This window comes from Jatrophihabitans sp. (genome assembly GCF_036388195.1).
GTDB lineage: Bacteria > Actinomycetota > Actinomycetes > Mycobacteriales > Jatrophihabitantaceae > Jatrophihabitans_A.
Map to the genome: position 1 here is coordinate 26,054 of NZ_DASVSG010000062.1, position 15,659 is coordinate 41,712.

The following is a 15,659-nucleotide window of genomic DNA, read 5'->3' on the forward strand; positions in this document are numbered from 1 at the left end:
CTCGATGTACGTCCAGCACCTCAGCGTCGCTGACTTCCGGAGCTGGACCCGGGCTGACCTGGCCTTCGAGCCGGGCGCCAGCGTGTTCCTCGGGGCCAACGGCGAGGGCAAGACCAACCTGCTGGAGGCGATCGGCTACCTGGCGACGCTGGGCAGCCACCGGGTCGCCACCGACGCCCCGCTGATCCGCGCCGGCGCCGAGCGCGCGGTGGTGCAGGCCGCCGTCGTCTCGGCCGGCCGGCAGCTGGTGCTCGAGGTCGAGATCACTCCGGGCCGGGCGAACCGGGCCAAGCTCAACCGGTCGCCGGTGCCACGGCCGCGCGACATCCTGGGCGGTCTGCGGACCGTGTTGTTCGCCCCCGAGGACCTGGCGATCGTCCGCGGCGACCCGTCCGAACGCCGGCGGTTCCTCGATGACGTGCTGGTGCAGCTGACGCCGCGGCTGGCCGGCGTCCGCGCCGACTACGAGCGGGTGCTCAAGCAGCGGGCGGCGCTGCTCAAGACCGCCGGCGCGGCTCGGCGGGCCGGCGGCGCCGGTGACCTGCGCACCCTGGAGGTGTGGGACGGCCACCTGGCCACCCAGGGCGCGCAGCTGCTGGCCGCCCGGTTGGCCCTGGTGGCGGCGCTGCGGCCGTACGCAACCCAGTCCTACGCCGAGCTGGCCCCGGCCAGCGGACGGCTGGCGCTCAGTTATGTCAGCTCGGTCGTGGATCCGGCAGGTAATGACACCGGTGAAATTCCATCCGTGGAGGTCCTGTCAGAGGCGTTGCTGGCCGAGCTGGCCAGGGTCCGGCCCCAGGAGATCGAGCGCGGGGTCAGCCTGGTGGGCCCGCACCGCGACGACCTGGAGATCCGGCTCAACGAGCTCCCGTTGCGCGGCTACGCCAGCCATGGCGAGGGATGGTCGGCGGCGCTGGCGCTCCGGCTGGCCTGCTACGAGCTGCTCTCGGCCGACGGGGCGGAGCCGGTGCTGATCCTCGACGACGTCTTCGCCGAGCTCGACGCGGCCCGGCGGGACCAGCTGGCGAGCATCGCGGGCAAGGCCGAGCAGGTGCTCATCTCGGCCGCGGTGCTGGGCGACGTGCCGCCGGCGTTGACCGGGACGCGCTACCTGGTTGCGGACGGTGAGGTTCATCGTGCCGGGTGAGGATGAGGTAAACAAAGATATCCACCGGGACGAGGACCGGTTTGGAAAGGCTGACCGAGACTTGTCCCCAGAATTTCCGCAGTTATCCACAGGTGGGTTTCCGGATGTGGACACCGAGAGTGAGGAACCGGCTGCCGACGACCTCGCGGCCGGGGCGCTCCGCTCAGCCCGCTCGATAGCCAGCAGCCGGGGCGGGAGCGGCCGGCCGGCCCGGCTCAAGCGGCGGCACAAGCCGGGCGGGGGCTACAGCGGCGCCCGTCCGGACGAGCGTGACCCGGCGCTGATCGGCAGCATCCTGCCCACTGCCATGGCCGAACTCGGCTGGGTGGGCCCGCTGGCCCACGCCCGGCTGATGGGCCAGTGGGCGAGCGTGGTGGGCGCGGAGATCGCCGCCCGCTGCCATCCGGTCAGCCTGGTCGACGGCGAGCTGAAGGTGTCGGCCGAATCCACCGCGTGGGCCACTCAGCTACGCTTGATGGCGCCCCAGATCCTGGCCCGGATCGCCCGGGAGCTGCCGGCCGGGCTGGTCCGCAAGCTGGTCATCACCGGTCCGTCGGCCCCGTCCTGGAAGCACGGCCCCTGGTCGATGCACGGCGGCCGCGGGGCGCGCGACACCTATGGCTGAGCCGGTCAGGGGCCGGCCTGGAGCCGGTCTGTGGCGCGATCGCGGGTATCCCGATTCACCAGTGGCCACAAAATCGCTCTGTGGAACGTTCAGCCGTGTTGCCAGCCGCATTGTGGGCTGCTGACCCCGTAGACTGGTGAGGTTGACCCCCGCTGGTGGGGCGCTGTGGCGTCACCGCGTATCACAGCTTGGAAGAGCAGTCCAGATGAAGGAGCACCGAGTGGCGGCTAAGGCTGCGTCTGAATACGGAGCAGATTCGATCACCGTCCTCGAGGGGCTCGAAGCTGTCCGCAAGCGTCCCGGGATGTATATCGGCTCCACCGGCGAGCGAGGCCTGCACCACCTGGTGCAGGAAGTGGTGGACAACTCCGTCGACGAGGCGCTGGCCGGCTACTGCGACCGGATCGCGGTCACCCTGCTGCCCAATGGCGGGGTCCGGGTGGTCGACAACGGCCGCGGCATGCCGGTGGGCATGAACACCGCGCAGAAGAAGCCCGCGGTCGAGGTGATCCTGACCGTCCTGCACGCCGGCGGAAAGTTCGACAGCGACTCCTACGCGGTCTCCGGCGGCCTGCACGGCGTCGGCATCTCGGTCGTCAACGCGCTGTCGACCCGGCTGGAGGTCGAGATCAAGCGCGAGGGCTACGTCTGGCGCCAGCCCTACGTCGACCAGAAGCCGGCCGCGCCGCTGGCCAAGGGCGAGCCCAGCCGCGAGACCGGCACCACCGTCACGTTCTGGCCGGACGCCTCGATCTTCGAGACCATCGAGTTCTCCTTCGAGATCATCACCCGCCGGCTGCAGGAGATGGCCTTCCTGAACAAGGGCCTGACCATCACGGTGTGCGACGAGCGCGGCGGCGATCACGAGTACCGCGAGGTGACCTACCACTACGCCGGCGGCATCGCCGACTTCGTCAAGCACCTCAACGCCACCAAGTCCCCGATCCACAAGTCGGTGGTCTACTTCGAGGCCGAGGACAAGGAGCTGCGGCTGTCGGCCGAGGTGGCGCTGCAGTGGAACGAGTCCTACTCCGAGTCGGTCTACACCTTCGCCAACACCATCAACACCCATGAGGGCGGCACTCACGAGGAGGGCTTCCGCAGCGCGCTGACCTCGGTGGTGAACCGGTGGGCGACCGACAAGAAGATCTTCAAGCCCAACGACGAGAAGCTGACCGGCGACGACATCCGCGAGGGCCTGGCGGCGATCGTCTCGATCAAGATGGCCGAGCCGCAGTTCGAGGGGCAGACCAAGACCAAGCTCGGCAACTCCGAGGCCAAGTCCTTCATCCAGAAGGTCTGCAACGAGTGGCTGGCCGACTGGTTCGAGCGCAATCCCACCGAGGGCCGGCTGATCATCACCAAGGCCACCTCGGCGGCCCGGGCCCGCAAGGCCGCGCAGCAGGCCCGCAAGCTGGCCCGCAAGAACGCCCTGGACACCATGGGACTGCCGGGCAAGCTGGCCGACTGCCGGTCCACCGACCCGAGCAAGAGCGAGCTCTACATCGTCGAGGGCGACTCTGCCGGCGGCTCGGCCAAGTCCGGCCGGGACTCCATGTACCAGGCGATCCTGCCGATCCGCGGCAAGATCATCAACGTCGAGAAGGCCCGCATCGACCGGGTGCTGAAGAACACCGAGGTCCAGTCGCTGATCACCGCGCTGGGCACCGGCATCCACGACGACTTCGACCTGACCAAGCTGCGCTACCACAAGGTGGTGCTGATGGCCGACGCCGACGTCGACGGCCAGCACATCACCACGCTGCTGCTGACCCTGCTGTTCCGGTTCATGCGCCCGCTGATCGAGCACAGCCACGTCTACCTCGCGATGCCGCCGCTGTACAAGATCAAGTGGGCCAAGGGCGAGCCGGACTACGCCTACTCCGACCGCGAGCGGGACGGCCTGATCCAGGCCGGGGAGAGCGCCGGCCGACGCCGGGTCGCCGGCGACTCGATCCAGCGGTACAAGGGCCTGGGCGAGATGAACGCCAAGGAGCTCTGGGAGACCACCATGGATCCGGCCACCCGGATGCTGCGGCTGGTCACCTTGGACGACGCCGCGACGGCGGACGAATTGTTCTCGGTGCTGATGGGCGATGACGTCGACGCCCGCCGGTCCTTCATCGTCCGCAATGCCAAGGACGTCCGGTTCCTCGACATCTGACGCAGCTGCCGTGGACTCCGCCCCGCCCAGTGCCGGACCGTCCCGCAGCCGTTCCTGCCTGACCTGCCCTAGTTCGAAAGGCCTTCATGACTGAGATCCCGCCGCCCATCGACCGGATCGAACCGGTCGACATCCAGCTGGAGATGCAGCGCAGCTTCCTGGACTACGCGATGAGCGTGATCGTCGCCCGGGCGCTGCCGGACGTGCGGGACGGGCTCAAGCCGGTGCACCGCCGGGTGCTCTACGCCATGTACGACAGCGGCTTCCGGCCGGACCGGGGCTACGTCAAGTGCTCGCGGGTGGTCGGCGACGTGATGGGCAACTATCACCCGCACGGGGACTCGGCGATCTACGACACCCTGGTGCGGCTGGCCCAGCCATGGTCGATGCGCGCTCCGCTGATCGACGGCCAGGGCAACTTCGGCTCGCCCGGCAACGACCCGGCGGCCGCGATGCGGTACTGCGTGGTGGGCCAGACGATGGTCGCGACCCCGGACGGCGACGTCCCGATCGCCGACCTGGCGCCCGGCGTGGAGCCGAACTCGACCACCGAGGTCGACTTCAAGGTGATCGGCCGGGACGGCGTCCCGGTCCGGGTCAGCGCGTTCCACCACTCCGGGGAGCATCCGGTGCTGACGGTGTCGGCCGGTGACCGGTCGGTGACCGGCACCGCCAACCACCCGCTGCTGGTGATCGGCCGGGTGCAGAGCGTCCCGACCCTGATGTGGAAGCTGCTCGGCGAGATCACCGCCGGCGACGTCCTGGTGGTGCGTTCGTCGGAGCTCAGCACCCAGAGCTGGGCCAGGGCGTTGCCGCTGCTGCCCGACCTGACCGCCGCCTACCGCACCGGCCAGGCCCGGCACCTGCCCGACGACGGCGGCGACCCGCGCCAGTTCACCCTGGTTCCGGTCACCTCGGTGGCTCCGGCCGGCGTCCAGGCGGTCTACTCGCTGCGGGTGGACTCGGCAGACCATGCCTTCCTGACCAACGGCTTCATCTCCCACAACACCGAGGCCCGGCTGTCGCCGCTGGCCATGGAGATGCTGCGCGACATCGACGAGGACACCGTCGACTTCAAGCCGAACTACGACGGCCGGTCGTCGGAGCCGGTGGTGCTGCCGTCCCGGATCCCGAACCTGCTGGTCAACGGCGGCGGCGGGATCGCGGTCGGGATGGCGACCAACCTGCCCCCGCACAACCTGCGCGAGGTGGCCGCCGGCGTCACCTGGGCCCTCGACCACCCGGACGCCACGCCCGAGGAGCTGCTCGAGCAGCTGATGACGGCCATCCCGGGGCCGGACTTCCCCACCAAGGCGCTGATCGTGGGCCGGGACGGCATCGAGGAGGCCTACCGCACCGGCCGCGGCTCGATCCGGATGCGCGCGGTCGTCACCGTCGAGGAGGACAGCCGCGGGCGCACCATTCTGGTGGTCACCGAGCTGCCCTACCAGGTCAACCCGGACAACCTGGTGGAGAACATCGCGGGCCTGGCCCGGGACGGCCGGGTGACCGGCATCGCCGACATCAACGACGAGTCCTCCGACCGGATCGGGATGCGCATCGTGGTCACGCTCAAGCGCGACGCGGTGGCCAAGGTGGTGCTCAACAACCTCTACAAGCACACCCAGCTGCAGACGACCTTCGGCGTCACGATGCTCGCGATCGTGGACGGGGTGCCCCGCACGCTGGCGCTCAACCAGGTGGTCAGCTACTACGTCGAACACCAGGTCGAGGTCATCCAGCGGCGCACCCGGTACCGGCTGCGCAAGGCCGAGGAGCGGGCGCACATCCTGCGCGCCTACCTCAAGGCGCTGGACGCCCTCGATGCCGTCATCGCCCTGATCCGCAGCTCGCCGTCGGCCGACGCGGCCCGCACCGGGCTGATGGAGCTGCTGGCGATCGACGAGATCCAGGCGGTGGCGATCCTGGACCTGCAGCTGCGCCGGCTGGCTGCCCTGGAGCGGTTGCGCATCCAGGAGGAGGCCGCCGAGATCGAGGCCAAGATCGCCGACTTCAAGGACATCCTCGACAAGCCGGGCCGGCAGCGCCAGATCATCCGGGACGAGCTGAACGAGATCGTCGACAAGTACGGCAACGAGCGGCGGACCCGGCTGATCCCCTACGACGGCGACATGTCGATGGAGGACCTGATCGCCGCCGAGGACGTGGTGGTGACCATCACCCGGACCGGCTACGCCAAGCGCACCAAGACCGACCTCTACCGGGCCCAGCGCCGCGGCGGCAAGGGCGTGCAGGGCGCGGCGCTGAAGACCGACGACCTGGTCGCGCACTTCTTCGTCTGCTCGACGCACGACTGGATCCTGTTCTTCACCAACAAGGGGCGGGTGTACCGGGCCAAGACCTATGAGCTTCCCGAGGCCAACCGCAACGCCCGCGGCCAGCACGTGGCCAACCTGCTGGCCTTCCAGCCGGACGAGGTGATCGCCGAGGTGATCACCATCAAGAACTACGAGGTGGCGCCGTACCTGGTGCTGGCCACCAAGGCCGGCCTGGTCAAGAAGACCAAGCTCACCGACTTCGACTCCAACCGCTCCGGCGGGATCGTCGCGATCAACCTGCGCGAGGAGGACGAGCTCATCGACGCGGCCCTGATCTCGGCCGACGACGACCTGCTGCTGGTCAGCAAGCTCGCGCAGTCGATCCGGTTCAAGGCCGACGACGAGACGCTGCGCCCGATGGGCCGGGCCACCTCCGGGGTGATCGGCATGCGCTTCTCCGGCCGGGACGAGCTGCTGGCCATGGAGGTCGTCCAGGACGACATGGAGATCCTGATCGCCACCGACGGGGGCTTCGCCAAGCGGACCAAGGTCGAGGAGTATCCCGTCCAAGGTCGAGGCGGGAAGGGCGTCCTGACCGCGCGTATAGTCTCGACGCGAGGTGGATTGGTCGGGGCGATGACCGTCCGGCCCGAGGACGAGCTGTATGCGATCACGTCCGACGGCGTGGTGATCCGGACGTCCGTCGCCGAGGTTCGACGGGCACAGCGTCAAACCATGGGCGTGCGGCTGATCAACCTGCCCGACGGAGTCAATCTCATCTCGATCGCCCGCAATGCTGACGAACCCGAGGAGCAGGAGTAGCAGGGATATGACTCAGGGCTATCCGCCGCCTGCCCGGGGCAGCAACGCCGGCGCCGATCAGGACACCGCCACCCTTCCCAAGGTGTCGCCGGGGCAGGCGCCAGGCCAGCATTCCGGCGGGTGGTCGGGGGCGACGGTCAGCTCCGGGCCTGGCTCGTCCGGCTCAGCTGGCTCGGACGACGGCTCCGGTGGCGGCTTCTCGGCCAAGCTGGCCTCGGCGGCGGCCACCGCGACGTCGGCGGCCTCGTCGGCCAAGGGCGCGATGAAGACGGCTGCGGGCGAGGCGGAGAGCCGGGCCGGCCGCCGCTCCAACCGCGGGGTTCGGCAGCCGCGGCGGGCCCGGCTGACGCTGAGCCACATCAACGTCTACTCGGTATTCAAGTTCTCCTGCGTGCTGGCGATCGCGCTGTTCTTCGTCTGGTTGATCATGATCGGGGTGCTGTACGGCATCCTCGACATCGCCGGGGTGTTCGACAAGGTCAACGAGACCGTGAGCACCATCTCCGGGGACAACAAGACCGGTGACATCATCACCGGCTCGCTGGTCTTCGGCGGCGCGATCATCATCGGCGCGGTCAACATCGTGCTGTTCATCGCGCTGAGCACGGTGGGGGCGATGGTCTACAACCTGTGCGCCGACCTGGTCGGTGGCACCGAGGTGACCCTGTCCGAACGGGAGTAGTTCGGCGGCTCTTGTGCGGTCGCTGTGCGGCTCTGTGCAGGGGCCACTGCCGGGGACGGTGCGGCTTTTGCGCGCGGGCTGCTGCCGGGCCCGGTGGGGCTTGTACGCGGGACGCAGCTCCGGCCGCGGCAGCTCAGGGGCCGGTTTGGGGCCGGAGAAGCCACCCGGTAAAGTCACTCCTCGCGCGTCAGCGTGCAGCGGGCCTATAGCTCAGACGGTTAGAGCGCATCCCTGATAAGGATGAGGCCGGAGGTTCAAGTCCTCCTAGGCCCACTCTGCAAGGCGTTCGGTGTTCTTCGGTCCGGCCGGCTATCGCAGCGAGGAGAAGCCCGTGAAGAAGTTGCTGATGCTCGCCGCCGCGGCCATCGGGGCGCAGTACGCGATGAAGCGCAAGAAGGGCCAGGACACCAGCGAGGTCTGGAAGCAGGCCACTCAGCAACCGTGAACGCCCGCCGCGACCGCTGGCGACTAGGATCTGTTGTCTCGGGAGCCCGCTTTGCGGGCCCTGCCCGGGGACGTAGCTCAATTGGCAGAGCACTGCCTTTGCAAGGCAGGGGTTAGGGGTTCGATTCCCCTCGTCTCCACCATCTTGAGGACTCGAGTGATTGTTGCCTCCCCCGCAGTGGCTCTCATCACGGTGGCTGGCCTGCGCAACGCGCCCGGCAGATCCCGCGCTAGCGCGGCCAAATCACTAACCTGAGCACCACAGCGTCGGTGTCAGATGGCCGCCCTAGGCTCGTCCGTGATGAGTGAGTTCGGAGGTCCCGTGGGAGTACGAAGTCGGCGTAGCAGCACCGACACTGCTCAAGCCCGACCTGGCACGACGCGTAAGCCGCTCGCAATCGATCTGTTCTGCGGCGCGGGCGGGCTCTCCTATGGCTTGGAGGCAGCCGGATTCTCGGTAGCCCTCGGCCTGGATTTCAACAAGCACGCCTTGGAGACCTTCCGTCTCAACCACTCCGGCAAGGCGCTCCTGGCGGATGCGCGCGAGGTCTCCGGAGACGACCTGTTGGCCGAAGCCGGCGTTGCCGAGATCGACTTGTTGGCCGGAGGTCCGAGTTGTCAGGGGTTCAGCACCCACGGCAAGCGCCTAGCCGATGACCCGCGCAACTTCCTGTATCGCGAGTTCATGCGGCTGGTGGGCGATCTCCGCCCTGCGACGGTGCTCATGGAGAACGTGAAGGGCATCCTGATCTCGGGCAAGGGAGCGTTTCGCGAACAGGTCGTCGACGCCTTCGAGGAGTTTGGCTACAAGGTTCACGGACGCGTCCTCCTAGCCGCCGACTATGGTGTGCCGCAGATGCGGGAGCGGGTCTTCTTCCTTGCCAGCCGCTTGGGTTCGGACATCACGTTTCCGGTGGCAGGGTTCGGTGCTGCCGAGTCCCTGGAAGTCCAAGCAGGACAGAAACGCGCTCACCGCACGGTCTCAGACGCGCTGGGTGACTTGCCGTTGATCGGGTCTGACTGGAAGATGCAGCCCCTGCCGTACGCCGACGTACCGCTGACCGAGTACCAGAAGCTGATGCGCGCCGGATCTTCCAAGCTGTGGAATCACGTGTCAAGGCCCTTGTCACCACTGGCCGAGTCCATCGTCACACGGCTGCAGCCAGGTCAGGGGCTCCGGTCCATCCCGGTGGACGACCTTCCCGAGAGGTTCTACAAGATGCGGCGGATCTCTACGGGGGAGCTGCGCCGCGACTGCACCACGCTCTACCACCGTCTCTCCCCGGACCGCCCGTCCTACACGATCACCTGCAATTTCACCAACGTGTCGGCCGGCGCATTCACCCATCCGTATGAGGACAGGGCGATCACTCGACGGGAGGCAGCACGGCTGCAGTCGTTCCCCGATAGGTTCAAGTTCGTCGGCGCGAGCATTCCGCACCAGATAGGAAACGCGGTGCCGCCGATCTTGAGCGCTGCCGTGGGGGTGCAGCTACGAGAGCACCTGGCTCGCCACGGCATCGCGGCGGCCTGAAGTGGCCCACTGGATCAGTCCAGCGCTACTGAAGTCGGCTCTACGCACACTCGGGGAGTGGCGAGCCCGTGTCCCGGAGCAGAAGAGCCGTCACGTGTGGTCGTTGCTGCCGCCCAAGTACCGCAGCGCGGGGATCACGGCGCCGATTCCGTACAGCGAGGCCGACGATCGTCAGTTCATGGATCAGTTCCTCCGGCTTCGCGACAGCCAGCACCCCTACTTCGACCCTTTCACCAGGGCATGGCTTCCGGCCGGTTTCTTTCACAGCAATATGGCGACGTATCGCAAAAACACCTTCGTGCGCAGTTGGGGCGCTGCGGAGTGGGACGGGAACCACCTTCAGTTGTCGCCGAACTACTCGCTGATCTTCGCTTCCAAGGTGTTGACCAAGGCCGGCAGCGCAAGTCGCATCCCAGCGCTCGCGTGCGCGATTTTCTTCTATAAGCGACCTTCGGCTGAGTGGGGCCCGGAGCACCCGTTCGCCGCCGGGGTGCCAGACGCGCCCGATGCCCTGGTGCAGCAGTTCCGTGCGGATTTCTCATTCGAAGCCGATTCGGAGTGGACTCCCATCTTCGATCCAGACCCCTCGCTCGTGCCCGAGTACCACGACCTTCTGCGGACGGGCCCATGACGGAGATGACGCTCGAGGATGTGCTCGAGGTGTGCCTTGAGCTGGCAGAGCCCGTCGGCCGGGTGACGATGCAGGAATCCGGCCCTCAGGGGATGCGCGATGGATCGGCCATTTCGACGCAAGGAATCGCAGACGCCGCGTCCGGGTCGCAGTTGATCCTGCCGGGGAACACCTTCCAACGTATCGCCGCCGCCCTGACCCACAGCAATGTTCGCCTTATCGGGCCTCCCGGGACGGGAAAATCGACCCTCGCGAAAGCAGTACTGGACGCCGCCGTCGGTGATCGGCACTCCTTTGCGGTGGCGACGGGTCAATGGACGGGCGACGACGTCATCGGCGGCCCCATCCCCGACCCCCGTGATGCCATGAGCCTGGTCTTTCAGCCCGGCCTCGTCCTCGCCGCGGCTGAACAGGGCAAATGGGTGTGCATAGACGAGATAAACCGTGCCGACATCGATGCTGCTTTCGGCGAACTCTTCGGCCTGCTGGCCGGCTTCGACCTGGAGCTTCCATATCACGCGGAGGCCGGGTCCGAGAAGCGCGTACGGATTTATGCGGAGCGCCCAGCGGGCGTCCTCGAGTCCGGCGAGTACGGCCTTCCGCCGGGCTGGCGAATGATCGCCACGATGAACTCGTGGGACAAACTTTCCCTGAACAGGGTGTCGTTCGCCTTCTCACGGCGGTGGTGCACTGTCTTTCTGCCGGTGCCGGCTCCGTCTGATTTCGAGGCCATTCTCGACCAACTGTGGGCTCAGTTCTTGCCCGAGGGGCCAGAAGCGCTCAAGGCTGCTCTCTACTACCTGTTCGTGTCGGACGTGGACGACGATGGGCCGACCCTGCGCACAATTGGCATGTCTATGGGTCCGGGAATCGCGCGTTCGTGCCTACTGGACATCGCAGCGATGATCACTGCTGGCATAAGCCCGGGAGGAGCTCTGGCATATGCGCTGGAGGGCTTCCTGCTTCCCCAGTTCGAGGGTGCGCTTGAGCAACACGATGCGCTGACCCGCGCGCTCCGAGCCGCGCTGGCCCTGGTTTCAGCGCCATCGGAGTTGGTCGACGAACTCGAAGGCAAGCTTGCGGTGTTCACTGGACGGCGAGTCTCGACCCGGTTCTGATGACAGGAGCCGATCAGCCAGCGGCCAGGCCGTTGTGGACAGCGGAAGTGCTGGATTTCCTTTCCTGGCGGGGCCCCGCCATGTTCGGAAACTGGAGCCCGGCCACGGTGCCCGACCTCGTGAGAATGCTCTCTGCCAGGGACTGGGAAGGCATTCTCGTGGCGAACATTCTCGCGTCACCCGAATTTCAGGTGATGGCCGAAACCGCGGCTCGGGTGATTCCCCGCGAGCTGAGACGGGATCGTGACCATGTCCGCGTGGTGTCTACAGGTCGGCTGCGAGGCCGGATGGAACCAAGGGAAACGATTCGCACGCGTGTCCGACGACGAGACCCGACTCTGTGGGTTGCCTCCAGAACCGTAGACGAATGGCAGACGCAAGCCAACGGCGCGATGGTGGGTTTTCTCGCCCACCTCTTTCGGGTGAGCACAGCGGCTGCCGACTCAGCATCGCTGACGGCAAGCCCGCTGGTTCGCCGTGGAATCTCTCAAATAGAGCGCCTGTTACGAACCGAGCCGTTGCGTCGGGTCTCGCCGGATCCGCACTGGGCAAGCTATGAGATAACGCCGTGGCTTGCCGCCGAGTCCTGGCTGTACCGGACACTGTGGAGCTGGGCGGCAGAATTTCGCCAGGCGCGAGCGGCGCGGGATAGCACGGCCGTGCGTCAGGCGCTTCTCGGCGGGTGGATCGCGTCTGAGAGTGATGACCGTTTGTTCGAGCTTTTCGCCTTGAGCATCGTCGCTCGAGGCCTCTTCCAGCGCGAGGACTGGCATCGCTACGAATTGGTGAGCAGCGCGGACTTCTCTCACGATGCAGCCATCCTCGCGGTCAGCGACAGCTACCAGGTCGAGGTCAGCTTTGATCGCAAACCCCCCGTGGCAGGTAGGTACGGAGAGCTCCTGGCCGGCTATGCGGGGGTGGACGGCAGAGGTCGGCGTCCTGACCTTCAGATCTCGACCCGACGGGATGGAGCAGCCTGTACGACGCTTGTCGAGGTCAAGGCGACCGAGCCGAACAGCGTCTATGGGCGCGATTCGATAGTCAAGGTCTTTGGCTATCTGAAGGACTTCGAAGAGCTGTGGCCCGCAACCATGGAGCATCGGTATCCCAAGGCTCTCCTGTTGTACTCCGGTGAAGTAGGTGCCATCACATCCCTTGAGGAGCGGGTGCGGGTAGACGAACTGCTGCTCTGTTCGCCAGCCACCTTCGCCGCTGAGGTGTCTGCAATCCTCGACGCCCACATGGCGACTCTTTCCTGATGACCCAGAGACGCCCAACAGCAGAGTTGCGGGTGAAGGCGAGCCGTAGCCAAGATGGAAAGGCCCGCCGTTGTGCGGCGGGCGAGTTCCACCTCCCAAACGCCTGAGCAGATCCGAGGATCGTCATGACGGACCGGAATCCCCCCGAGGACTTCACCGCGCAGCAGGGTGGCGCAGACAGCCTGGAAGAGGCCGCGCAGGACGGCCCGCAGCCCGAGACCGAGAACATCGACGAGGCGGCCGAGGACGGGCGGGACAACTCCGAGGCGGAAGACCCCGGCGACAACCGCGACACCGACCCGATCGCCGGCGGCGGCATCCTCGGCAATATCGCCCAGTCCCGGTAGTTCAGCAGGTGCGGTAGCTCAGCCGGCCCTGGTGATCAGCGCGCTCAGCCGTCCATGACGGCCGGCTGCTCGTAGTCGCAGCGCACGCACTGCCGGACGGTGCCGATCGGCTGCATGCCGCGGGTGCTCATCGCGTGCATGTCGATCTCGAACCGGCCGGCGGTGTTGCACTCGTCGCACCAGAGGTCGTTGCGGATCGTGCCGCCGACGACCTGCACTATGTGCCGGACTACTGCCATCTCACTCACCACCTGGGTGAGCGGCGGCGTGGAGCATGGTGGGCGGTGTACTGATCATCGAGCACTCCCTGTGGGTTCAGGGTTACTACCGGCGTTCAACCGGCTACCAAGTGTTACACCTATTTGTTTCGTATGGGTGAAGTTTCGGCCTCGGCGTGGCGGCGAGTGTCGAACCGGGCAACCTGCGACACCTCAGAGGAGCCGGCGGGCACCTCGGGAGATACGCCGGTGGCCGGGCATCGGATGGGTAGCCTGGGCACACCATGGACATCCTCGCGATCTGGCTCGGAAAGCTGACCTTGCTGGCGCTGCGGGCCGTCGGCCGTCGCGGCACCGCGCTGCCCGGCCTGGTCGTGGAGAAGGTGTTTCCCAAGTTCCTGGCCCGGCGGCTGGCCACCCTGCCGCTCGGCGTGGTGGTGGTCACCGGCACCAACGGCAAGACCACCACCACCAAGATGGTGGCCACCGTGCTCGCCCAGCGGCACCGGGTGCTGACCAACGACACCGGCGGCAACTTCGTCCGCGGCGTGCTGACCGCTGTGGTGCAGCAGTCGTCCTGGCTCGGCCGGACGCCGGCCGACGTCGCCGTGTTGGAGCTCGACGAGGCGCACGCGGTCCGGTTCTGCCAGGTGCACCAGCCCGAACGGCTGCTGCTGCTCAACGTGCTGCGCGACCAGCTCGACCGGTTCGGCGAGATCGACACCACCGCCCAGCTGCTGGCCAAGGTGGCGGCCCGGACCACCCGGCACGTCGTGGTCAATCGCGACGACCCGAGGCTGGTCGCGGTCGCTGCCGGACTCGCGGCCGAGGTCAGCTACTTCGGGGTGGCGCCGGCGCTGCGCGAGCAGTTCCCCACCGACGAGGAGATGTACGGCGGGGACGTGCGGTTCTCGGAGCTGAAGGCGTCCGTCGAGCTGCTGGCCCTGGAGCTGGGCGAGACCACCGAGCTCACGCTGCGGATCGGCGACACCGAAGAGGCCATCACGTTGCAGGCCGAGGGCGCCCACAACGCCCAGAACGCGGCGGGCGCGGCGGCGCTGGCGCTGACCCTCGACCTCGATGCCGCCACCATCGCCGACGGCCTGCGCGCGGTGCAGCCCGCCTTCGGCCGCGGCCAGTCCTTCGACCTCGACGGACGCCGGGTGGTGCTGCAGCTGGTGAAGAACCCGGCCGGCTTCCGGCAGTCGCTGCGGACCGTGACCGGGCTGCGGCCGGCCGCCACCGTGATCGCGATCAACGACGACTACGCCGACGGCCGTGACATGTCCTGGCTGTGGGACGTCGAGTTCGCCTCGGTGCTGGCCGGCGCCTCGGGACGGCTGGTCACCTCGGGCACCCGGGCGGCCGACATGGCGCTGCGGTTGCACTACGACGGCCTGGTGGTCGAGAAGGTCGACACCGACCTCGGCCGGGCCGTCCAGCAGGCGGCGGCCGCGGTCGCGCCGGGCGAGACGGTCGTGGTGTTCTCCACCTACACCGCGATGTGGCAGCTGCACCAGGTGCTGGCCAAGCTGACCGGGGTGGCAGTGGGATGAGAAGGGTGGCAGCGATGAGCGCTCGCGCGAAGAGCCGAGTGAAGTCATGACCGTGCTGACGCTGGCGCACCTGTACCCGCGCGAGATGAACATCTACGGCGACACCGGCAACGTCCTGGTGCTGCGCAAGCGGCTGCAGTGGCGTGGCCGGGACGCCAAGGTCGTCGGCGTGCACGTGGGCGATCCGCTGCCGCCCGATACCGACATCCTGCTCGGCGGGGGCGGCCAGGACGCCGCCCAGGGCGAGATCGGCCGCGATTTCGTCAGCCGCGGCGCCGAGCTGCGCGCGATGGCCGACGACGGGGTGGTGATGCTGACGATCTGCGGCAGCTACCAGCTGCTGGGCCACCACTTCCTCACCAAGGACGGCCGCCGGATCGACGGCGTCGGCGTGCTCGACGTCATCACCACCGGCTCGGACCACCGGCTGATCGGCAACAACCACATCGACACCGACTGGGGACGGCTGGTCGGCTTCGAGAACCACAGCGGGCTCACCGAACTCGGCCCCGGCGCCCAGCCGCTCGGCCGGACCGTCGCCGGCCGGGGCAACAACGGCCAGGACCAGACCGAGGGCGCGGTCCGCGACAACGTCTTCGGCACCTACCTGCACGGCCCGGTGCTGGCCAAGAGCCCGCGGTTCGCCGATGAGCTGCTCAGCCGCGCGCTCGCCCGCCGCGGCGAGGATCCCGAGCTCGAGCCGCTGGACGATTCGCTGGCCCTGGCCGCGGCGGACGTGGCGATCCGGCGACCCCGGTGAGGTGGCCAGCAGGGTGAGGACAGCCGTGAGAACGGCCGAGCCGTGAGAACGGCACGCGGGACGGCCAGCAGGG

The 15,659-nt window shown here is 67.7% G+C and carries 13 protein-coding genes and 2 tRNA genes; 14 read left to right on the plus strand and 1 reads right to left on the minus strand.

The window, feature by feature from the left end; genetic code table 11:
• The first annotated feature begins 4 nt into the window (after positions 1 to 4).
• The 12 genes from recF (at position 5) to VF612_RS06280 (ending at position 13,052) form a co-directional block, all read left to right on the plus strand.
• The gene (gene recF / locus VF612_RS06225) at positions 5 to 1,147 is read left to right on the plus strand and encodes a DNA replication/repair protein RecF (RefSeq protein ID WP_408658983.1); all 1,143 of its coding nucleotides are present in this window, start codon (positions 5 to 7) and stop codon (positions 1,145 to 1,147) included.
• A gap of 106 nt (positions 1,148 to 1,253) precedes the next feature.
• Positions 1,254 to 1,772 (plus strand): DUF721 domain-containing protein, encoded by a 519-nt coding sequence (locus tag VF612_RS06230; protein ID WP_408658984.1) that lies wholly within the window; start codon positions 1,254 to 1,256, stop codon positions 1,770 to 1,772.
• Between the two features lie 205 nt (positions 1,773 to 1,977).
• A complete protein-coding gene (gene gyrB / locus VF612_RS06235; RefSeq protein WP_408658985.1) occupies positions 1,978 to 3,936 on the plus strand; it encodes a DNA topoisomerase (ATP-hydrolyzing) subunit B in 1,959 nt (652 codons plus the stop codon).
• Between the two features lie 86 nt (positions 3,937 to 4,022).
• Complete coding sequence (gene gyrA, locus VF612_RS06240) at positions 4,023 to 7,037, plus strand: DNA gyrase subunit A (RefSeq protein WP_408658986.1); 3,015 nt, start codon at positions 4,023 to 4,025, stop codon at positions 7,035 to 7,037.
• Positions 7,038 to 7,044: 7 nt separating this feature from the next.
• A complete protein-coding gene (locus VF612_RS06245) occupies positions 7,045 to 7,719 on the plus strand; it encodes a DUF3566 domain-containing protein (protein ID WP_408658987.1) in 675 nt (224 codons plus the stop codon).
• 199 nt (positions 7,720 to 7,918) lie between these two features.
• Positions 7,919 to 7,992 (plus strand) — tRNA-Ile (locus VF612_RS06250).
• 238 nt (positions 7,993 to 8,230) lie between these two features.
• Positions 8,231 to 8,306 (plus strand) — tRNA-Ala (locus tag VF612_RS06255).
• A gap of 158 nt (positions 8,307 to 8,464) precedes the next feature.
• Positions 8,465 to 9,697, plus strand: coding sequence for a DNA cytosine methyltransferase (locus VF612_RS06260; RefSeq protein ID WP_408658988.1), 1,233 nt, complete (start codon positions 8,465 to 8,467; stop codon positions 9,695 to 9,697).
• Between the two features lie 94 nt (positions 9,698 to 9,791).
• Complete coding sequence (locus tag VF612_RS06265) at positions 9,792 to 10,328, plus strand: hypothetical protein (RefSeq protein ID WP_408658989.1); 537 nt, start codon at positions 9,792 to 9,794, stop codon at positions 10,326 to 10,328.
• Positions 10,325 to 11,446, plus strand: coding sequence for an AAA family ATPase (locus VF612_RS06270; RefSeq protein ID WP_408658990.1), 1,122 nt, complete (start codon positions 10,325 to 10,327; stop codon positions 11,444 to 11,446). Before VF612_RS06265 ends, VF612_RS06270 begins: the two co-directional genes overlap by 4 nt.
• Positions 11,446 to 12,705 carry a hypothetical protein gene (locus tag VF612_RS06275; protein WP_408658991.1) on the plus strand — a complete coding sequence of 420 codons (1,260 nt, stop codon included), beginning with the start codon at positions 11,446 to 11,448 and terminating at the stop codon, positions 12,703 to 12,705. Before VF612_RS06270 ends, VF612_RS06275 begins: the two co-directional genes overlap by 1 nt.
• Before the next feature lie 125 nt (positions 12,706 to 12,830).
• Entirely contained in the window at positions 12,831 to 13,052 is a 222-nt protein-coding gene (locus VF612_RS06280; RefSeq protein ID WP_408658992.1) for a hypothetical protein, read from the plus strand.
• Positions 13,053 to 13,096: 44 nt separating this feature from the next.
• Here VF612_RS06280 and VF612_RS06285 read toward each other — a convergent pair whose 3' ends face one another.
• Positions 13,097 to 13,291 carry a hypothetical protein gene (locus tag VF612_RS06285; RefSeq protein ID WP_408658993.1) on the minus strand — a complete coding sequence of 65 codons (195 nt, stop codon included), beginning with the start codon at positions 13,289 to 13,291 and terminating at the stop codon, positions 13,097 to 13,099.
• A 263-nt stretch (positions 13,292 to 13,554) separates the two neighbouring features.
• Here VF612_RS06285 and VF612_RS06290 point away from each other — a divergent pair, with 263 nt between their 5' ends.
• Both VF612_RS06290 and VF612_RS06295 read left to right on the plus strand, forming a co-directional pair.
• Positions 13,555 to 14,826: a DUF1727 domain-containing protein gene (locus VF612_RS06290; RefSeq protein WP_408658994.1), complete on the plus strand. Its 1,272-nt coding sequence runs from the start codon at positions 13,555 to 13,557 to the stop codon at positions 14,824 to 14,826.
• 46 nt (positions 14,827 to 14,872) lie between these two features.
• Positions 14,873 to 15,586 carry a type 1 glutamine amidotransferase gene (locus tag VF612_RS06295; protein ID WP_408658995.1) on the plus strand — a complete coding sequence of 238 codons (714 nt, stop codon included), beginning with the start codon at positions 14,873 to 14,875 and terminating at the stop codon, positions 15,584 to 15,586.
• The last annotated feature ends 73 nt before the right edge of the window (positions 15,587 to 15,659 follow it).